This window comes from Lederbergia galactosidilytica (assembly GCF_017873565.1).
GTDB lineage: Bacteria > Bacillota > Bacilli > Bacillales > Bacillaceae_C > Lederbergia > Lederbergia galactosidilytica.
Window position 1 is genome coordinate 82,070 of the sequence record NZ_JAGGKH010000002.1, and the last position, 20,532, is coordinate 102,601.

General features: G+C 34.4%; 21 protein-coding genes and 2 pseudogenes. 6 read left to right on the plus strand and 17 right to left on the minus strand.

The annotated features are described in order from the left end of the window. Positions 1 to 156: 156 nt before the first annotated feature. Together J2Z23_RS02295 and J2Z23_RS02300 are read right to left on the minus strand one after the other, a co-directional pair. A complete protein-coding gene (locus J2Z23_RS02295; protein WP_057988905.1) occupies positions 157 to 561 on the minus strand; it encodes a general stress protein in 405 nt (134 codons plus the stop codon). Between the two features lie 98 nt (positions 562 to 659). After that, positions 660 to 1,418 (minus strand): 3D domain-containing protein, encoded by a 759-nt coding sequence (locus tag J2Z23_RS02300; RefSeq protein WP_057988906.1) that lies wholly within the window; start codon positions 1,416 to 1,418, stop codon positions 660 to 662. A gap of 261 nt (positions 1,419 to 1,679) precedes the next feature. Here J2Z23_RS02300 and J2Z23_RS02305 point away from each other — a divergent pair, with 261 nt between their 5' ends. Further along, positions 1,680 to 1,895, plus strand: coding sequence for a hypothetical protein (locus J2Z23_RS02305; RefSeq protein WP_128738527.1), 216 nt, complete (start codon positions 1,680 to 1,682; stop codon positions 1,893 to 1,895). Positions 1,896 to 2,045: 150 nt separating this feature from the next. Here J2Z23_RS02305 and J2Z23_RS02310 read toward each other — a convergent pair whose 3' ends face one another. Then, entirely contained in the window at positions 2,046 to 2,240 is a 195-nt protein-coding gene (locus J2Z23_RS02310; RefSeq protein WP_057988910.1) for a hypothetical protein, read from the minus strand. A 170-nt stretch (positions 2,241 to 2,410) separates the two neighbouring features. Between J2Z23_RS02310 and J2Z23_RS02315 the strand changes: the two genes are divergently transcribed. Next, positions 2,411 to 2,839: a DUF2621 domain-containing protein gene (locus J2Z23_RS02315; RefSeq protein WP_057988911.1), complete on the plus strand. Its 429-nt coding sequence runs from the start codon at positions 2,411 to 2,413 to the stop codon at positions 2,837 to 2,839. A gap of 76 nt (positions 2,840 to 2,915) precedes the next feature. On the opposite strand, the gene J2Z23_RS02320 is transcribed toward J2Z23_RS02315, so the two are convergent. The 5 genes and pseudogenes from J2Z23_RS02320 to J2Z23_RS02340 all read right to left on the minus strand — a co-directional run bounded on the left by J2Z23_RS02320 (position 2,916) and on the right by J2Z23_RS02340 (position 8,199). Beyond that, on the minus strand, positions 2,916 to 3,626 hold the full coding sequence (locus J2Z23_RS02320) for a cytochrome c biogenesis CcdA family protein (protein WP_057988913.1): 711 nt from the start codon (positions 3,624 to 3,626) through the stop codon (positions 2,916 to 2,918). A gap of 1,819 nt (positions 3,627 to 5,445) precedes the next feature. Continuing rightward, positions 5,446 to 5,670, minus strand: a complete 225-nt coding sequence (locus J2Z23_RS02325; protein ID WP_128738525.1) for a hypothetical protein — start codon at positions 5,668 to 5,670, stop codon at positions 5,446 to 5,448. A gap of 231 nt (positions 5,671 to 5,901) precedes the next feature. Beyond that, positions 5,902 to 6,534 carry a type 1 glutamine amidotransferase family protein gene (locus J2Z23_RS02330; protein ID WP_057988918.1) on the minus strand — a complete coding sequence of 211 codons (633 nt, stop codon included), beginning with the start codon at positions 6,532 to 6,534 and terminating at the stop codon, positions 5,902 to 5,904. A 74-nt stretch (positions 6,535 to 6,608) separates the two neighbouring features. Then, on the minus strand, positions 6,609 to 7,571 hold the full coding sequence (locus J2Z23_RS02335) for a helix-turn-helix transcriptional regulator (RefSeq protein ID WP_057988920.1): 963 nt from the start codon (positions 7,569 to 7,571) through the stop codon (positions 6,609 to 6,611). A 63-nt stretch (positions 7,572 to 7,634) separates the two neighbouring features. After that, positions 7,635 to 8,199 (minus strand): annotated as a pseudogene (locus tag J2Z23_RS02340) (recombinase family protein). 156 nt (positions 8,200 to 8,355) lie between these two features. On the opposite strand from J2Z23_RS02340, the gene J2Z23_RS22155 reads away from it, so the two are divergent. Both J2Z23_RS22155 and J2Z23_RS02345 read left to right on the plus strand, forming a co-directional pair. Beyond that, the gene (locus J2Z23_RS22155; protein ID WP_165589666.1) at positions 8,356 to 8,481 is read left to right on the plus strand and encodes a DUF4158 domain-containing protein; all 126 of its coding nucleotides are present in this window, start codon (positions 8,356 to 8,358) and stop codon (positions 8,479 to 8,481) included. A gap of 2 nt (positions 8,482 to 8,483) precedes the next feature. Beyond that, a pseudogene (locus tag J2Z23_RS02345) lies at positions 8,484 to 9,169 on the plus strand (Tn3 family transposase); the annotation flags it as partial. 284 nt (positions 9,170 to 9,453) lie between these two features. Here the strand turns inward: J2Z23_RS02345 and J2Z23_RS02350 are convergent. From J2Z23_RS02350 to yneA, 6 genes are all read right to left on the minus strand, one after another. After that, the gene (locus J2Z23_RS02350) at positions 9,454 to 9,672 is read right to left on the minus strand and encodes a YneF family protein (protein ID WP_057988922.1); all 219 of its coding nucleotides are present in this window, start codon (positions 9,670 to 9,672) and stop codon (positions 9,454 to 9,456) included. Positions 9,673 to 9,750: 78 nt separating this feature from the next. Continuing rightward, positions 9,751 to 10,188, minus strand: a complete 438-nt coding sequence (sirA, locus tag J2Z23_RS02355) for a sporulation inhibitor of replication protein SirA (protein ID WP_057988924.1) — start codon at positions 10,186 to 10,188, stop codon at positions 9,751 to 9,753. Positions 10,189 to 10,528: 340 nt separating this feature from the next. Then, on the minus strand, positions 10,529 to 12,535 hold the full coding sequence (tkt, locus tag J2Z23_RS02360; protein WP_057988926.1) for a transketolase: 2,007 nt from the start codon (positions 12,533 to 12,535) through the stop codon (positions 10,529 to 10,531). Between the two features lie 165 nt (positions 12,536 to 12,700). Continuing rightward, a complete protein-coding gene (locus tag J2Z23_RS02365) occupies positions 12,701 to 12,940 on the minus strand; it encodes a DUF896 domain-containing protein (protein WP_057988929.1) in 240 nt (79 codons plus the stop codon). Between the two features lie 92 nt (positions 12,941 to 13,032). Continuing rightward, positions 13,033 to 13,692, minus strand: a complete 660-nt coding sequence (locus tag J2Z23_RS02370; RefSeq protein WP_057988931.1) for a YneB family resolvase-like protein — start codon at positions 13,690 to 13,692, stop codon at positions 13,033 to 13,035. Positions 13,693 to 13,704: 12 nt separating this feature from the next. After that, positions 13,705 to 14,028: a cell division suppressor protein YneA gene (gene yneA / locus J2Z23_RS02375; RefSeq protein ID WP_057988933.1), complete on the minus strand. Its 324-nt coding sequence runs from the start codon at positions 14,026 to 14,028 to the stop codon at positions 13,705 to 13,707. A gap of 164 nt (positions 14,029 to 14,192) precedes the next feature. On the opposite strand from yneA, the gene lexA reads away from it, so the two are divergent. After that, positions 14,193 to 14,816: a transcriptional repressor LexA gene (lexA, locus tag J2Z23_RS02380; protein WP_057988935.1), complete on the plus strand. Its 624-nt coding sequence runs from the start codon at positions 14,193 to 14,195 to the stop codon at positions 14,814 to 14,816. Positions 14,817 to 14,887: 71 nt separating this feature from the next. Here the strand turns inward: lexA and spoIIP are convergent, their stop codons facing one another. Both spoIIP and ppc read right to left on the minus strand, forming a co-directional pair. Continuing rightward, positions 14,888 to 15,778: a stage II sporulation protein P gene (gene spoIIP / locus J2Z23_RS02385; protein WP_238456118.1), complete on the minus strand. Its 891-nt coding sequence runs from the start codon at positions 15,776 to 15,778 to the stop codon at positions 14,888 to 14,890. A gap of 390 nt (positions 15,779 to 16,168) precedes the next feature. Then, positions 16,169 to 18,919 carry a phosphoenolpyruvate carboxylase gene (gene ppc, locus J2Z23_RS02390; protein WP_057988940.1) on the minus strand — a complete coding sequence of 917 codons (2,751 nt, stop codon included), beginning with the start codon at positions 18,917 to 18,919 and terminating at the stop codon, positions 16,169 to 16,171. A gap of 510 nt (positions 18,920 to 19,429) precedes the next feature. Here ppc and J2Z23_RS02395 point away from each other — a divergent pair. After that, entirely contained in the window at positions 19,430 to 19,660 is a 231-nt protein-coding gene (locus J2Z23_RS02395; RefSeq protein WP_238482582.1) for a CotD family spore coat protein, read from the plus strand. Positions 19,661 to 19,788: 128 nt separating this feature from the next. On the opposite strand, the gene J2Z23_RS02400 is transcribed toward J2Z23_RS02395, so the two are convergent. Then, a complete protein-coding gene (locus J2Z23_RS02400) occupies positions 19,789 to 20,190 on the minus strand; it encodes a hypothetical protein (protein ID WP_057995736.1) in 402 nt (133 codons plus the stop codon). Positions 20,191 to 20,532 lie beyond the last annotated feature (342 nt).

Here is a 20,532-nt window from a genome sequence, read left to right on the forward strand (position 1 = left end):
GTATTTTGTCCACTTATAAAAATTTCATAAGAAATAACTTACTTTACTCTAAACAAAGTTATTCAAAAAAGCAATGATTTCAAATGATCTCTTAACGAGCAAATAGACCCCCCTTCTTATTGGAAGGAAGGTCTATTTTGTGATCTTCTAAAATTTTTATTCCTTTAATAATAAAAGAATTTTACCACGATCAAGTTCTTCAATAAACTCATCAGATAAGTTATTACCCCAATCATATGTGGCCCCTTCTTGGAGTCTAGTCACAATGGGTCCTATAGCTAAAACACCAGCACCAGATGTCCAGCCTGTGCCAGTACCAGTTCCCGTGGGAATTCCGGCAGCCGGACCAGCACCAGCTAAAAAGCCACTTAAAAATCCAAATGGTCCACTTGAATCTTCATCATCTACATTCATTTTCTCCGTTAAATACTCTGTTTTCTTATCATCTTTAGCAAGTACGGAAAAATTATCCCTTGCTACGCCTTTTTCTTCATACTTTTTTATTTCTTCAATGACTTCATCTTCATTGTCAAATACACCCACCACTTTAGAAGTATCCATAAGTTAACCTCCTTTTTTTTAGAATACCCATCGAATGTCTAAATGAAACAAAAAAGCCTATCTAAGTGAAGGTAAATTCACTTAGATAAGCTGTAGGTTTAATTAAGTATTTTTATTTTTACAGAGCGAACACCGAATTTAGATGCATCGGATTTAGATGGCATAAATAAATCAATTTTATTTCCTTTAATAGCGCCCCCAGTATCACCTGCAATGGCGGTACCATATCCTTCAACATGTACTTTTGAGCCCAATGGAATAACTTTAGGGTCAACAGCAATTACTTTTTGATTAGGATTTTTATTCAAATCAATGCCTGTTGCTGTAACTCCTGAACAACCATTACAAGAAGCTGTATAAGCTGTGGCCGTTACTGTCATTTCTTTTCCTGCTTGTTCATCATTCGTTTGTACTGGTTGAGCTTTTACTGATTGAACAGGAGCAGTTGTTTGGGTTGTTTCTGATTGTGGCTCACTCTTGTCTCCGACTTTATTTTTCACTTGTATATGAAGTTCTTGTCCAGGATGAATCGTTTCTGAATCAAGTTTATTCCACTCTTTTAATTGTTTAATCGTTACATTATAGGCGCGGGCAATGTCCCAAAGTGAATCTCCGGCCTTAACTTTATATATTTCCTCTGCTCCTTGAGCATCTAATGCTAATGTTTGATTAGGTAGAATAATGTCGGATGATAAATTATTTAGCTCTTTTAAATGATCGACTGTCGTCCCTTCATTATGTGAAATACTCCATAAGCTGTCACCTTCTTGGACTTTGTATGTAGCCGCAGAAACACTATTTACTCCAATGCCTGTTACAGTAATGGCGGCTGCCATAGCGATTAAAGACTTTTTCATATTTATATCCTCCTTTTCGTCAGTCCAATTCGAACCAACATGTCTTATCCTAACAGAGGATTATAACAAGGCAGTAACAAACCAATGTTCATTTCTTTACAATCCTATTTCACATTATGATTACTGTTTATCAATTCAAAATAGTGGCAGGGTATTCATCACTCGATATAGTTAGTGTAAGCTCCTATTTTGGCAAAAGCGTTCTTCACGCCGACACCAAGATATCCTTTTAAACGTAATTTAGAATAAGGAGGGATCAATATGACTTTTCTCGAAAGTAAAATCCCAATGTATTTTTCTAGTATATTAGCTGGGTTTGCTGTAATCGGATTGCTATTTGTGCCAAATGTATCAGGTATGCTCGGCCCTGTAGCTAGTATCCTCATGACAATGTCCGTAATATTGATTTTACTTTTCGCGGCAGCTATTATCCTAAAAGGACTATTTTCCTTATTTAGTTCCTTTATCAAACAATAACCATATTTTTTCAGAAAAGTGTATGCAGGCAATAAACCTCTCAAGAAGTGGACACCATGCAAGGGTTTACACTGGCCAAATGTCTTGTGAAAAATTCAAACTCCAACTTGCTGTTATTTCCAGATACAAGTTGGAGTTCTTTTATGCTGACTATTCTTTTTGTGGCTGTTTTTTTATATTGCGAAAGAGTAAAATGTTTACCATAGTTGCTGCTATACAAATCAATAGAATAAGAACTCCAAAAAAATAATACGTAAGTTTAAAAGCAAAAAATGAAAAGACAAATAAGCTTACAGTGATAAACCAGGCAAAAACCAAGGTTGCTATATAATATGTCTTCTCCATTTGGATCACCACCCTATATCCATTTTACGTTTCTCCTTATTCGAAGATCAAGTAGAATTAAGAATTTATTATGACAAACAACCTAAGTGCTTGTTTTTATAATTTTATATTCGTTATAATTAATAGAATGATGTAATGTACTACGCTATACGCTTGTAAGGGGTGAAAACATGCTTCACGGTTGGTTTTTGTGGCTTATCCTATTCTGGGTTGTGTTCCTAATCACTATTATGGGGATTGGCGGATTTTTTATGTTTAGAAAGTTCCTTAAACGTTTGCCTAAGGAAGACGGAAAATCTGATATGGACTGGGAAGAATATTTCGTTAAAAAAACTAAAAAACTATGGACACCAGATAATAGAGCTCTACTCGATGAATTAGTCAGTCCTGTGCCCGAATTATTTCGCGATGTTGCTAGGCAAAAAATCGCTGGGAAAATTGGGGAATTGGCTTTGAAAGAAAAGGTGAAAAAGATCGATTTAGATGTATTAATAAGAGGTTATATTCTCGCTACACCTAAACGTGACCATAAATTTTTGCGGAAGAAACTAGAGCAATTAAATATTGATATTTCTCCTTATGAACATCTTTTTGAATAAAATTGTTTCCTTGGAGAATGGAAAAATAGGTTTCAATCATATAGATTAAAACCTATTTTTATTTCTACTTTTTCACTTAAAAACCAATAAAGTCTCCAAATAGTAACTGGAAAATCCCGATAATAAAAGTCAATCCATCAAAAAAGAGCAAGATGCCCACTAAAATCATAATAATTCCACCAATTTTCATGATTTTCACATTATGTTTACGAATCCAATTCATGCGACCAATAAAGAAGGAAAGGATGAAGAATGGAATCGCGAATCCTAATGTATAAGCGATCATATAGATAACTCCCGCTCCCGGATTTGAAGCTATCAAGCCTAGTACAACCATCAAAATCGGTCCAGTACAAGGTGTCCAACCAGCTGCGAACGCCATTCCAATCAAGGTAGAACCAAGATAACCAGCTGGACGATTTTTAAATTCAAAACGTCTCTCTTTCATCATAAAATCAAATGAAATGATCCCTGTAATCACCAAGCCAAAAAATACAATAAATATCGAGCCGATTCTTCTAATAAGATCTTGATACTGGATGAAAAAATGGCCGATAAACGTAGTACTAAAACCTAAAACGATGAAAATAATAGAAAAACCTAGCAGGAAAAAGAGCGTATGTAACATGCTTCTGCGCTTAAACATCGCATTTTCACTTTTTATTTCACTGACAGACATCCCCGTAATATACGATAAAAAGGCAGGGTATAAAGGTAGACAACATGGTGAAATAAAGCTCAAAAAACCCGCCCCAAAGGCTAAAAATAAATTAATATCACCAGACATTGCATGCAACTCCTATATTGATTTAATCCCATTCTAACAAATAATTAACCCTATAGGCACCAAGTTGCTATGAACATGATAAGAAAAAAGCTATTCGTTACAAAATAATGAACATCAAACAAAAATGCAACTTCCTTTGGTGTTGTCGACTATTCCATCCATGTACGGTGGAATCCGTACCTATTAACTTCCTGTTCATCCGCATTAAAGGAACAGATTAATCGATGTTGACCGGTCAAAGCACACACCATATTAGAAATTATCCACTAGCTTAAAATGTTATACCTACGTGATAGTAATAGGAATCTTATAAAATTACTTTTAATTTCCGCTGTAGGGAGTCCGTGCGGCAAGCTTCCTCATCTCCCGAGCTCTTACACTAATCTCCGAAAAGTCCTATCAATTCAAGCAACGTAATCTGATGATAAAACTAGATAAAATCCTAATACGAAAATTTAGCATTCCACCTATCAGGATTAAAGTATATAATCCCATTGTATTTACTGTGGCTTCGCATTAAAATTGCTCCACCACTCTGAGGATCCATAATTTCCTCAAACCGCTAATCTTCATCCTTGTGGAATAAGAAAGATCCATTCCTGCGCAATGATGCAAATTACGAGTTGCTACAATATCCATGCCCCTCTTTGAGAATATTCTATTCCTTTCATACCATTCTACAGTAACATTCATCCTAAACCCTAATTATTCTATTTAATGTCAGCATATCTCACGATTATTATTTAACATGTCCAAATTGCTTAAAAATCTCATCCGTATCAAGGCTTTCGGCGTTTCCTAAATTTTACGATAAAATTCCTTTGGGTCAAGACTTGGAAAATAAAAAAGTTAATCTCTGGCTTTGCCACAAACTATACATTTACCTGTATAATAGGAATATCTGTGTTTTCCCCTAAACCTACAATCGATCCAGTATTTTATTTTCTTCATATTGATCCCTCCATTTTATATATTTTATGATCAATTTGGACATATATACTTGACTTAGTTTCCTTGTTTCTCCTATCACACTCAGTAATGAAATCGTTATCTATAGAAACAAAAAAATAAAGACATTTGAAACCGTTCTATATTCTCGCTTAGCCCCAAAAATCATGAAGGTGTATTGTCCCCCCTATTACCGCCAGAATTTCTTCTCATACCGTGCGTGTACAGTAATCCTTAATTTGGTTCACCTACAATCCTACAGCTCCCTCCAGTGAATTCCCCTCCCCAAATGACTTCACTTCTTAAATGCAAAAAAACTGCTTTTCTGACGGATAATCAGAAAAGCGATTTTTAATGATTAATCAACTCATTTTCATCAAACTATATGAGATATTAACCTGTAGTGGTTAAATCATTGTGGCTCACTTTGTAGCAAGGATTAGAGCATTGATCTCAACGTTTACTTATCCATCTGTTTATTTATGGCATTCATCCTATAAGAAAGCTCCAAAGTTTATGAGGTAGATATATTTAGAAGATATATTAATGAAGAAACTAGGTATCGAATAAATTATAACGACACCTTAGTTGTATGTGGTTTTACATTTATTTAATTACAGCTCCAGTAGATTTGGAGCATAGAAATTAACCTTACCGAAACCTCCAGTTTGATTGTGTATACATCCGTTTGAGGATTAGTTAGGACTATATAATTCAAACCTTGAAATTTTTTGGGATTGAGATATTTCCTTCTCATTGCCTTTTGTGATTATTATTAACATCTTTTCTTTTTCCTCTAAAATTTTCCCTTCCCACTCTTTAAGTAGCTTAAATCACTATCTGCAAATTTAGTAATGTGCCCCCAATAATCCTAATTAGGAATGGGATGGTAGCTATATATTTTACCTTGTTCATACAAATCAAAGCAATCACTTAGTACCTCTTTCCATTTTTCATCGATTTTAGCCAATACTACTTTTTTCATTTCATAAAAGTTTCCATTTGCATTTTCTTCATAATACCCAGCAAAAACTGTATCTATCTGATCTTGACTTAATTCCAATAACTCTTGATCTAAATACAAACCTGTATCCATTTCGCAAGTTAGAGTCCAGTCTAACGATCAGTTTCTTTTAGTCAATCTCTCAATCTTTTCATAATCAATTTTTATTTTTGGGTACCGTCAGGAAAATGCGGGTTTACAATGATAAGGAAATTCCAAATTAAAAAGCCCGACTTCTCTGCAAAACAAAATAGAGAAAGTGAGCTTTTCAGTTACTTCATTATTTATTTGACTAATATAAAACTGCTAAGTTGATTTTTTATCTTAGCTATTTATTGAATTCATTAACTGGAAGAAGTATTCAGGTTTATGAGTCTTATTTAGGTTATACCATGACTGTAATGTGTCGGGTGCAAATACATCTAATTTTTTCAGTACTTCCATCGTAAATTCCAGAGGTGCTACTCCTGATGCAGTAATCAAATTCTTATCAGATACCGCAGGTCTCATCTCATAAAATTTTTCTCCTTTATAATTAGGACAGACCATTTTAATATACTCTAAGTCATTGCTTGTGTGTTTTCTAGAATCTAAGCATCCCATATTCGCTAAAGCCTCAGTTGCACCGCAAATTGCAGCAACAATAGTACCAAGCTTTAAAGCTTGGCCAATTCTTTCCAAAATAGGTTGATGAATTTCTTCACTCCAAGTAGTCCCTCCTGGTAAAATTATAAGATCTTTACTCTCAAGAGTACATTCATCAAGGGTAATATCTGGTTTTATGCTCAATCCTCCCATAGTAGTAATCATTTCTTTATTAGCTCCTACTGTCATTACTTTTAAAGGTACTAAATCTTTTTTGAAATATCTTCCTGAGTTTAGTTCAGCAATTAAATATCCATATTCCCAGTCCGACATTGTATTAAATACATATAGAAAAACTTTTTTTGTTTGCATCCAATAACACTCCAATCCCAATTGATATAGCTATTATAAGATAACTTCCCTGACAGTTAACGTCAGGGAAGTTATCATACTTGATGAAATTTTATTAATTCCGACAGAACTTCAATAAGTCTTTTCTTAAGACTTATTGGCTCAATAACTTTAAGAGATTTATTGTAAGGTAAAAGTAAATAAGGTACATATGTATGTATTATATCTTTTTCGAGAAGAAAAACTGCTTGATTTGAAGTCCGTTCTTGTAAATAATGTCCTAAAAACCAATGTTGGCAAATATCAGCCAATACATTTTTATCCCCATTAATAACCAGAGAAATAATCCCTTCCTTATCTTCTATAGTTGGAAGAAGATTTTTTATAAAAAAGTCACGTGCTGAAAAATTTTCTGGCCGGTTAAACTTATTTTCGGTTAGCATTAGATTATCAATTCGATCTACTCTAAAACTGCGGATATCATTCCTAAGATGACAAAATCCAATCACATACCACTTATTATTCCAATAGATAATTCTGTACGGATCAATCAATCTATAATTTAATTGCTTTTTTCCACTTTTATGGTAAAGAATTTTTACTGAGTATCCGTCAGTTACGGCCTGCTCCAACTCCTTTAAAAAAGGTTCTATAGAGCGTGAACTTAATCGACTTATTACTTCAAGACTAGTTAAATGTTGGTTTATCTTTGTTTCCTGCTCTTGATTTGAGTATTTACTTAGTTTTGAAATGGCCCTATTTAGTGCTTCACCTCCATAATATCCGGCTTCTTCCGCAAAAACAGCGGCGTGAAACAGTGAAGTTTGCTCCTCGAAATCAAAAAAAAGAGGAGCCTCAATAAAATTGTTCAATAAAGTGTATCCACCGTTATGTCCTGGTTCTGAAATTATAGGTACGCCACTTGTTGAAATTGAATCAATATAACGATACACAGTCCTTATATTCATCTCTAACTTTTCCGAAATTTGTTTTGCAGTAATTTTTTCACCTGAACGAAGCATCCATAGAATTGCTAACATATTGTCAATTTTTGGCATATAATTCCACCTCTATATGAAATTTATTTTCTATTATACATTTCCGATTTTTGGTATAACTCCTCAATTGTTCCTATCCGATAGCTTCTATATAATGATGCCCTAGACACATTTGTAATTTCACAAATTTGATTTACAGTCATATCTCCCTCTTTATAAAGTTTTACTGCATAATACATTCCTGCATGATTTTTATGGTACTTCTTTAACCGACCTTTAAACTTTCCTTCTTTCTTAGCCAGTTCAATCCCTTCACGCTGCCGCATACGGATAAGATCACATTCTAATTGGTTTACACCACCATAATCGTAATGAAGAATTGGCTGCAGGGATTATCTTCTGATAAATCTAGCCATCTATCTTTTAAGGATTTTAAATTTGTCTTTTTACTCCGTATGTTATCGATTAATTCAAATTAATCTTGTGTACTACGAATAATCCGAGTTAAGTCCGTAACATAAATGATGTCACCTTCTTGTATATCCTCTAACATTTTTTGAAGTTGCTCACGATCTTTTGTTGCTCCGGAAACCTTTTCTTCAAAAATAATAGCCATTCTAATTTCGTTCGGTTGCTAAAATTGCCTTGAAAGATTCTTGCTAGTCGAACGGACACGTATATAACCGATTTTCGCAAAATATCACCTTATTATTGAGACAAAGCTTATGAGGCGCTCTTAACTATGAGTTTATCAGTGACCTACACTTGTATCAATAGAGTACACTCTATAGATAATATAATTAGACTAATAAATTGAAAAATTACAGAAATAAGATGGTATCAAATGAAAATTGCGAGAGGTAGGGAATTGCTTACATCAGAACAGCGACAGGCACTTATGCAAATTCCTAAGGATGAGTGGGTACTAGTAACCTACTATACTTTATCAAATCAGGAGTTAGAATTATAAATATATTGAGTTGGTTAAAGGAGCCACCGGGTCATCCTTCACCCGAAGCTTTTCTGAAAGTAATAGAACGACTCGAACACATACGAGGAATGGAATTAGAAACAGTGCAAATTATCCATTTGCTCGCAATCGCCTGTTACAACTATCTCTTAGGTTCAAGATATGACCCTTACGCATTCCATAATTTTCAAGAAAATAAACGATATTCAATATTAACCGTCTATTTATAACATCTTACTCAGGAGTTAACGGATAAAGCTTTTGAAATTCATGACAGACAAATACTTAGTCTGTTAACAAAAGGCCATAAGGATTAAGAGGAAATTTAGTAACAAAACGGTAAAAAACTGAATGAGAAAGTTATACACTTTACGAACATGAGACAAGCTTTGATCAAGGCAAAACAGGAAAAATTAGACGTTACTTAGGTTTTAGAATCCGTTATCGAATGGACTTTTTTGTCTCTTCGATAAAAGAAGGTCAGGAGCTTGCACGTCCTGCCGACTATGATTATTTAGACTTATTGCAAATAACGATTTTATTTACTTAGAAAATATACGCCAACGCTATTAAGAGTATTGGAATTTCATTCTACAAATGCAACTTATACAGGCTGTTGTTGAGATTATCCGAGGAATGAACGAATCCGGAAAGCGAAAATTGCCTGATGACTCACCTGCGGAATTTCTTGCTTGGCAATGATACATGTACTCTATCAAAACTTCTTCTAATAACATGAATTACCACCACCTTTGCCTAACTTTTCAGACGAGAAATTAGGAAGAAAAAATAACCAAAATATACTTAAAAACACAAAAAACCACTCCTTCTGCTTCATCTTTAACAGAAAAAGTGGTTTGTGAAAAATCAACCATATTATTGATATAATTGTTAAGAAAAATTAATCAAATGGTTATTGTTAATCGGCTGGACAAGTTCTTAAAGTGATTAGAAACGTTGTTATCTCAACGTTTATTTATCCATCTGCTTATTCATCGCTGCCATCATTTGATTGATTTTCTTTTGGGATGGTTTCATTCCCATTTGCATCATCATCATTTTAAGCATTTGTTCATTGATTGGTGGATTTTTCTTAAGATAATCCATCATATATTTTCGGGCTATGAAAAAGCCAAGGGCTAGTCCACCCAGTAGGCATAGAAAGCCTGTTAGCACAAATTGCCACCACATATGTGTGATCCTCCTTCAAGTTGTCTATCATTCAGTTTACTAAATCCTTGATTATTATACAATATTGGGCAACCATTTTCATACATATTTTCTCTCTTTAATAGGTTTTACCCATCCATAATGGTTATGTTTCATGTCCATTGCTAAAAACCTACCATCAAATTTGCGTAATGCTTCAAAAAAGCTGGATTCGCTATCATAACCACCCCAAGCTTTTAATTGTAAAAAGCGTTCTTCAATAGATAATTCTGCTCTATCTTTTTTATGGGAAGATTCTTTACAATATGTTTTTCCCTTGATAAAAAACTCTCTATTTTCCACTGAATGTGATAAATGTTTATGTAGATCTAAATAAGGCAATGGTCTCGTTATGTATTTAATTTGGTTTCTAATAGCTTCTAATAAATCGCCATTTGATTGTTTTTCTGCTCTGAACAATTCGACAATCTTGCTTTCTCGTCCATAGAAATATTCGGCAAATTCATCTTCTATTAAATAAATCAAATAAATTCTCATGATCCCTTCACTCCTCAGCCTTATTTTTAATCTATTATAGATGAGGTTTTATAAATTTTTTGTCTAATCTTGTTTTATTCAGCAAAATAATTCATTTTATCATATGCAGCTAAACAATAATCTGTCATTCTCAAGAAAGCTTGACTTTTTATCATGGAATTACTGCTGAGACAACGGGACAATGATCTTTACTTGAAAACAAGCGTCCTAACACAAGCATTAGAGTTTGATTGAAACTATGCTAAAGTCCTCAATCAAATCAAAATTCGTTCTCTTTATTAAAAAAAAGAGGGGAAGCCCCTCTCTTTTAAGTTTCAACATGTGTTCATGGCTTTCGAGATTAGCGATTTAGTAATTTTTCGACTTGAGCTACTACATTTTCAACCGTAAATCCGTATTCTGCCATTACTTTTTCTCCTGGAGCTGAAGCACCAAATTTATCGATTCCAATAACTGCTCCTTCATCACCAGTGTATCTTTCCCAGCCGAAAGAGGAGCCCATTTCAATCGCTAGGCGCTTTTTAACAGAAGAAGGTAATACTGATTCTTTATATTCTTTTGATTGCTTTTCAAAACGATCCCATGAAGGCATACTTACAACTGTTGCTTGAATGCCTTTTTCAGCTAATGCTTGCTGGGATTCGACAGCCAAGTTTACTTCCGAACCTGTTGCTAGAAGAAGTAGGTCCACATTTTCCTCTTTTGCAGGAGAAACAACGTAAGCACCTTTTTCTACTCCTTCAGTCGCTCTATTAACAGTTCCAGGCATAGTTGCTAAGTTCTGTCTTGTTAGCACAAGAGCTGTAGGCTGGTGTTTCGAATTTAATGCCGCACGCCATGCTGCTGCTGTTTCGTTACCATCTGCCGGTCTAATTACTGAAAGACCAGGCATTGCACGCAACGACGCTAATTGTTCAATTGGTTCGTGGGTCGGTCCATCTTCCCCAACCGCAATACTATCATGAGTAAATACATAAGTAACAGGTAATTCCATTAATGCAGCTAAACGAATAGCAGGACGGAGATAATCTGAGAACACAAAGAACGTTCCACCAAATACATTAACCCCACCATGAAGCACCATTCCATTCATGGCTGCACCCATTCCAAATTCTCTTACTCCAAACCAAATATTTCTTCCGGAGTAATTTTCTGCACTATAATCAGCAGAATTAGAGATCATCGTTTTATTTGAGCCGGCTAAGTCGGCTGCACCACCAATAAGGGAAGGAGTATTTTTAGCAATTGAGTTTAAAACTTCACTACTTGATGCTCTTGTAGCCAAGCTTGTTCCTTCCTCATAGACAGGAATATCTTGATCCCAGTTCTCAGGAAGCTTGCCAGCAATAGCTTGTTCAAATTGGTTTGCAAGTTCTGGGTGAGCATCCTTATATTTTGCTAGAAGATTTTCCCACTCAGATTCTTTTTCTTGTCCATTTTCAATTATCGTTTTTTCGAATAATTCATAGACTTCATTTGGCACATAAAAATCTTCTTCATATGTCCACTTATAATATTCTTTCGTTAGCTTCATTTCATCTTCACCTAATGGCGCACCATGTACAGCCGATTTTCCTGATTTATTAGGAGATCCATAACCAATAACTGTTTTTACTTCAATCAAAGTTGGCTTAGATGTTTCAGCTTTAGCTTCTTCCAAAGCTTTAGCAATTTCTTCAAGATTATTGCCGTCTTCTACTCTTAGATATTGCCAGCCATATGCTTTAAAACGATCTCCTACATTTTCAGAGAAAGATTTATCAAGTTCTCCATCCAACGTAATATCATTGGAGTCATATAACAAGATCATTTTGCCTAATTTTAAATGTCCCGCCAAAGAAACTGCCTCAGATGAAACACCTTCCATTAAATCGCCATCACCACATAATGCATATGTATAATGATCAACCAAATTATAACCATCTTGATTATAGGTAGCAGCTAAATGCTTTTCTGCCATAGCCATACCGACGGCCATCGCAATCCCTTGACCAAGTGGCCCCGTTGTTGCTTCCACTCCAGGAGTATATCCGTATTCCGGATGCCCTGGTGTTCTGCTTCCCCACTGACGGAAATTTTTTAGATCATTCATTTCAACGCCATAACCGGATAGATGTAATAAACTATAAAGTAACATCGAGCCATGACCAGCTGAAAGCACAAAACGATCACGGTTAAACCAGGCTGGGTTTTTAGGATTATGATTCATAAATCTTGTCCATAATGTGTAGGCCATAGGTGCAGCACCCATCGGTAAACCAGGATGTCCTGAATTAGCTTTTTCAATAGCATCGATGGACAATGTTCGAATTGTATTTATTGCTAATTGATCTTCTTTCGTAAACATTTCTCAACTTCCTTTCGCTCAATCTGCTTTATATTCTACCATATTTTGAAAAACTTGCATCAAATTCTTTTAATAAAAAATTGAAACAATTGTCAATTGATAGAGAAGGTTAAAGAATCAAAAAGTTTGGGATCATTTCATTACTACCTTGTTAAAATTCCTGACTTAATGAAGTTTATTATTTTTCCCCGCTTGGATACGTTTGACCTTTTCTGGTGTTACATCTTGACCTTCCGTATCATAAACACGTACATTTTCAATTGTTTGTCTCATTGATGACCGAAATTGCTTTAGATACTCAGCACGAAGCTTTGTTTGTTCTTTTGCTTCTTCATTGGTTAATCCTGATTCTTTTGCTTTCTTGGCCAATTGGTTTATTCTTGAAATTTTTTCCTTTGATAACATAAAGAAACTCCTTTAAACTTGGCGTAATTTATATTATCCTACTAAAAAAAAGCACAGACCACAAATGATCTGCCTTCATCTAATCATCTTCATTAAGTTTTTATTTCTGTTTCCGACTGTGAAGTATATTCTTGAAATCTTCTGTGGACTGTTGCTTTAGAAATATCATAGCCGAATCCCCTTAGCGTTGCAGCAATTTCAGCAAAAGTCAATTTATTCTTCCTTAGTCTTATAATCTCCTCGATCGGGACATCTATTCTTTCTCTACCGTCTGAATTCCCACGATTTCTTAAATTTTTCTCAGGTCGATACCCCTTTTCGACAGCTCGCTTCATCCCTCTTTTTATTTTTAAATTATGTAAGGTTCGTTGATATTCTTCAACAATACTTATGATATTAAGGACCATTGAATCAGCTTCGGACAGCTGAAGTTCCCCATTTTGTGACAAATTATAAACTTTTACATCTTCTTTCATTAAACAATGTAGTAACGCTATTTTAGCATTGCCCCTACCTAACCTTGTTTCATCTTGAATTAAAATAATCTCAATTTCATCATTTTTAATCCTCTCGAACATATCTAAAATGCCAGGTCTTTCCATATCATAGCCACTTGCTTGATCGCAAATAATTGAGTGAACTTCTAAATCCCACTTTTTTGCTGCCGAAACTAATTCTTCTTGCTGACGATAGAGGGAGGTGACCTGTGTATCTTTATCTGTGCTTACTCTGCAATAGATTAAAGCTTTCATTTTTTCACTTCCCTATTCTTCCTTTAATGCCATTTTCAGTTGTGATGGTGAAGCTTTAATATATTCACCTGGTATCGTAATCTGTTCCCCACTTTTAATCACTTTTCCATAAAGTTGATTTTCCTTCTCAATAATTCGCACAAATTCGGCTGTTGATATCCCGTACTCCTCTGCATATTGCTGAGAAATCGACCATATGGAATCCCCATCTTGAACAGTAACAGTTAAATTTTTTTGATCAATTTTAGCGTTATTACTTAATATATAAATTCCCATAAGAAAAATAATGGCTACAAATACAAGGATAAATGAATACTTTCTCCATAAAGTTAACATACCTAGCAACCCCTCTTCTACTCAGAATGTTTGTTCTCATCTAAAAATATTATATGCGAACAAGAGTTTGTTGTCAACAGCTTTTTCGAACTTACGTTTGTTGTCCATATATTTTCATGCTATAATTGAAACAAGATATATTTATATAAGGGAGAGTGAAACATTTGACAAAGTTATCTAAGAGACAACAAGATATTATAGAGTTCATAAAAGATGAAGTTAAAAGCAAAGGATATCCCCCATCTGTTCGTGAAATTGGGCAAGCTGTTGGATTAGCTTCAAGCTCAACAGTTCATGGTCATCTTGCTCGACTAGAAAAGAAAGGCTTGATTAGACGCGACCCTACTAAACCTAGAGCAATAGAAATTTTACAGGTGGATGAAGATAATATTCCTCGTCAGAGAACAATTAATGTTCCCATAGTTGGTAAGGTAACTGCTGGACTGCCTATCTCAGCAATTGAAAATATTGAAGAATATTTTCCCCTTCCTGAACAACTAGCACCAGATGAAGAGCAAATTTTCATGCTTGAAATTGTTGGTGAAAGTATGATCGAAGCTGGTATCTTAGATGGTGATTATGTCATTGTTCGTCAACAGCAAACGGCAAATAATAATGATATTGTTGTGGCAATGACAGAAGATAACGAAGCAACGGTAAAACGTTTTTTTAAGGAGAAAGATTATTTCCGTCTCCAGCCAGAAAACTCAAGTATGGAGCCTATCATTTTAAGAGATGTTTCTATTTTAGGGAAAGTGATCGGCCTTTATCGAAATGTTATTCATTAATCCCTCAAGCCTTAACCACCATATGAGTTAAGGCTTGTTTAGTTGTTAGCTAGAATAAGAGCAGCACTTTATTATTTTGATACTTCCTTAGCTTCGTCCCAATAATATTCGCCTATTACATCTGCTAGTGCATCTACTGTACGATTTAATTCCTCTTCTGTATTATCGATTCCCCCGATTTCTATAATAATTGACTTTTCAGCTAGATCTTGATTGTAAACCCCATTACTTCCCATCGTTTTTTGTTTTTTGAATGCTCCTCTTGAAACGGTTGGATACTTTTTCTCTAACAATTGATGTATCTCATTGGCAAAAGCAAAATTTTTGTCAAAATGATCATGGCCTGTCCCAATAATAAACATGACTTTGGCATAAGATTTTCCATTTATTTCAGTAGTAGTTGTATCTTTTCGAGCAGCGTCCCGATGGATATCAAACACAAAGTCGATTCCCTTATTTTGATTCAAGGCTTCTACAGCAACTTCTCTGGACGCCACATAAGATTGCCCATACTGCATGTTTCGTTCATTTAATAAAGCTTGAATATCCTTCTTTTCTACTAAAGTGTTGATCCCTTTTTCCTTTAGCTTATTTCCCAATCGATTTCCAAACAATGTGATATTTTTTTCTTTATGGAATGTTTCATTTGCTACCTTGGCATTAGGGAGCATAGGAAAGAATGATTCATACGTATGTGTATGATAAATATATACTTTATAATCCTTTGTTAAATTTTCCTCAGTTTTATCTTGTTGAGGTTTAGTATCATCCTTATGTTGTTCTGGTTGGTCCTCCCCTTCCTCTTCCCAGTAATCAAAATTTTCTGGAGGCGGTGATTCAATCGGTAGATTTGTAAAATCCGTTCCTTTTCCGGCTATCAAGATTTGTGGTGTGACTGCTCGTAAACCAGGGATCTCCGTAATTAGAAATGTTTTCATATCTGTTAAATTAATATTTGTCATAAATTCCAAAGCCACTTCTCCTAAGGAGCTTTCTTTCTGAGTATCTAAGACAGAGGTAAGTGAATGATTTTCTAGGCTCATAAGATAGAAGAATGATTCAGTTCTGGAAAAATCATTTCCTATAAATGACAAAAAGCTAACTTTAATACTTGAAAAAGCAATCGCCGAGGTCAGACAGAATATTGCTATGATTGTTAGGGTAGATTTTGCTGCAAATCGAAACATTGACTTCAGTCCTTTATAAAATTTGGCTTTACTCATCTTTATGAACAAATTTGATAGACTATGAAAGAAAATTATTATAGTTACAAAAAACAACAAAAAACCTTGAGTATAAACTCAAGGTTTTTCTGATGAGTAAAATTTAATTTTCGGGTACTGGTATTATGATCAGCCCGTATTGACTAAGCCTGCAGCCACCCCATTAATGGTAAGCAATACTTCCGTAACTAAATCTTCGGATGGTTGATCTGTTTCTCTTAATTTTTGAATTAAATAGACTTGCAAGAAATTTAAAGGATCTACATATGGATTTCTTCTATGAACAGATTCTTTAATATTTGGAGCATGATCTAGTAATTCTTCATTTCTGGATATTTGCAATAAAGCTTTCTTTGTCCGCTGATATTCATCATATATATTACTATAAATTCTTTCCGCTATATCAGAAGAATGAACTAATAGTAAATATTGCTTCGCTGTTGCCATATCTGCTTTCATAAGAGCCATTTGCAAATTATTAATCGTCGAACGGAAGAATGGCCATTTCTGGTACATTGTTTGCAACATCTCTAAATGTTTAGGTTCTTGATTGATAAATGTTTCTAATCCAGTTCCAGCTGCATACCAGGCTGGTAACATATGACGTGATTGAGTCCAGGCAAAGACCCAAGGAATAGCTCTAAGATCTTCAAAACGTTGGCTATTTTTTCTGCTCATTGGTCGTGAGCCGATATTAAGGGCACCAATTTCATTAAGTGGTGTTGCTTGATTAAAATAAGTAAGGAAATCTGGATCACCAAACACTAGTGATTGATATTTCTTTAATGAATGTTTGGAAATTTCCTCCATTGCTAATTCCCATTCTCTATCACGATAATAATCAACTTGGGACTCACTAGAAACCCGAACACATGCCTCAAGTAATGCTGATGCGGCTTGCTCTAAATTCCGAAAAGCAATATCCGAAATCAGATATCTTGAAGACAGAACTTCACCTTGTTCCGTAATTTTCACACCGTCTCCTAATGTTTCCACAGGTTGTGAAAGAATACTTGTGTTCAAGGAGCCGCCACCACGTCCTAAGGAACCGCCACGTCCATGGAAAAATTTAAGATGAATATCGAAATCTTTTGCCATATTATGAATTTCTTGTTGAGCTTTAAAGAGCTTCCAATTGGCTGTTAAAGTTCCACCATCTTTACTTCCATCAGAGTAACCTAGCATAATTTCCTGATGATTACTACGTTCCTTTAAGTGATTGCGGTAGACATCCATTTCAAATAAAGTTTTCATAATTTTTGGACCAGCGATTAAATCATCGATCGTTTCCAATAACGGAGCTACATTAATATCAGATTGTACTGTGCCGTCGGCATATAGACGATATACTCCTGCCTCTTTAGCAAGTAGTAGAACTTCTAGTAAATCACTAGCAGATTGAGTCATAGAAATTAAATATACTTCAATGGAACGTTTTCCAAACTCTTTATGAGCTCTTCTAATTAAATGAAAGACTTTCAGAATATCACGTGTTTGCTTTGAATAATCTTCCTCAAATAATAATAATGGCCGAGGATTATTTAAAGCTTCTGCCAAAATTTTAATTTTTTCCTCTTCATTCAGTTCGGAATAGTTCTGTGTAATATTAACGGCTTTGAGAATTTCTTTAACAGCAAATTCATGTTCTCCACTATGGTTACGAATGTCTAATGTTACTAGGTGGAAACCAAATAATTTTACCTGCCTGATAAGGGTTCGCAAAGATTTAAAAGCTTTTTCTCGTGGTTGATGTTTTTCCGCACTATCCAAAATCAAGTGCAAATCATCTATTAATTCCTGTGAATTTTTATAACCTAAATCTGATTTACCAACTTCATGAAGCCTTTTTAAAATAATAGCAAATTTTCTACGATAAACCTCGGATGTAATCGGCCATTTTTCCTCTTCATTTAAATAAACAGGCTCTTCTTCAGCGATAGATTTTAATAAGCTTTCACTTACCTCAATTCGAGCTGTAGATTGACTAAATCTTTTCATCAGTTCATTAATGGATTCATCGTATTTTTTTATTACTAACTCTCGTTGCATTAATAATGTTTGCCATGTAATCTCAGGTGTAACGTTTGGATTTCCATCTCTGTCTCCACCGATCCAAGAACCAAAATGAAGAAAGTTAGGAACTTTCCAATCAAAATTATCTATTTGATTCTCCAATTGTAATTCTAGTTCTTCATGTACAGCCGGAATAACATCAAACAAAGTTTGGTCAAAGTAGTAAAGTCCGTTACGAACTTCATCTAATACTCTAGGCTTTCTATGTCGTAATTCGTCAGTCTGCCATAAAGTGGTCACTTCGTTATAAAGATTTTCTAGTAAGTTTTCTTTCTCTAAATCTGTAACAGCAGGACTGTTTAAATCTTGTAAAATAGTTGAGATTCTTTTTTGAATCTCTAATACTGTCCGTTTTGTTGCCTCTGTCGGATGGGCAGTAATAATAAGCTCAATTGACAGATCATTGATGACATTTTGCAAAGCCTCATTAGGCATTTTGTACTCTTTTACTTTTGTTACTGCCCTTTCTATTGAAAAAGGTTGCGCTTTCTGTTCTTTTAATTTATATTGCTTTTTTCTCCGTATTCTGTGGTTTTGTTCAGCAATATTAATTAAATGGAAATAAATAGAAAATGCCCTTATAACATTTTGGCGCATTGGCGGTTTAAGTTGGCGAATTTTTTCTTTTAGTTGTTGATAAATATTGGCATCATATTCTTGTCGTAGTTTTTTCGCCATTTCTCTGATTGCTTCAACTTCATTAAATAATTCGATACCACCATGATGAACAAGAATTTCTCCCAGAATATTACCTAATTTTTTCACATCGCTACGCAATAGAGCGTTTCGATCGATTGTCTCATTCATAAAATCCTCCTTCTTTTAGCTTAAATACATAATCACCTAAATAATTAAAATTTTTCTATTAAAGAAAAATTCACATTACTAGGCATAAGCTAAATATATTATTCTGTTTGCTAATTATAATAGATTAATTTTAAAGAAGTACAGGCCAGATAAACAAAGACAGTTTACCTCCCTACGGGTATAAACTGTCCTTTCTTGATAGAATATGTACCGCCTGAAAGTACATATAATTTTATCATAGTTAAAAATAACTGGCAAATTTTTTGGAATATTGGCGAATAAAATAAGCTAAAATATGCTAAACAATTTATTTTTCCAATAAATTCTACAAATTACAACAAAGCTAAATCTAGGTGTTTGAACATACACATGATGGACACTTCTTAGGATGAATTAAGTAGTGAAAAGGAGGCTATAATAATGAGACATAAAAAACCTTGTGGATGTATTGGAAAGTGCAATTGCGGATATCCTCAGGTCAAACCAGCACAACAATCACCAGCACAAACTATGCCAGCGAAATATAGCCCAACAAAGCAACTCAATGAATACCAAGGGCAAGATGTTTATGTTCCTATCGTCCATCCATCTCATACAACGCAACACCGGCATACAATGTATAAATATATGCATTCTTATCCACACACCCAATCAGTCGTTAAATCGGTATCTGAGCAACACTATTGTGTTTGTCCGCCAAAGCATCATTACAGTTGTAACCCGTCAAATTATTGGCGTTAACATTTTTTCGGCTCGGCATGCGTCGGGCCTTTTACCTTTTTGATACTTTGTCATTATGCTTAATAGCCATTTTTAGCTTTCAAATAGCAGAACGATCTTGAATTTATCATTGTTTAAATAGTTGACTATTATCGCTTTATTAATTTAACCTCAGCATAACCGTTCTTGGCATGCACACCCTCTAATTTTAAGATGGGTTTAACTTTATTAAACGTCATTAGACAAGTACCTTCTACTGAATTAGTTGTTTCCTTAAAAAGTTGATTATCAAGTGACACTGTAATTTTTCCCGCCTCTGTTTTTAACTTATATACCACCTCATAGGTAATACTTGGCTGAATCAAGAAATTTCTAATATAGAACGTATTAAACAATGTAAAAGTCAAACTAATTTTAGTAAATCCAAAGTACCTTTTACCTAAATATAGCTTCTTAGGTCCCTTCGCTATTTTTATCACAAGTGTTGTAAATCCAATAATCACTAATAAAAAAACAAGAATTACCAATAAATAATATAAAGTATTGTTCATGAAGATAAAACTCCTTTAATAAAAGTTGATACATTGGGAAAGTATCCAATTTATTTTAATACCTATTGGGTTATTGAATAGATTGCTATTTATTACCACACCTATTATCTATACTACATTAAATATTGAATGGTTTGGAAAAACAGCAGTTTATTTTACAGGAAATAAGTTCACTATAACTATGTTATGTAAATATAAAACATTACTTAAGACTTACTTTAGACTTTGCTAATCAATATAACAAACAATCAGACAGATTGGATTTGAGGCAATATTTTAGACACAAAAAAGTTAAGGGGCATAGCGTAACCACTAAACCTACATCGAAGTCACGGCTTTACA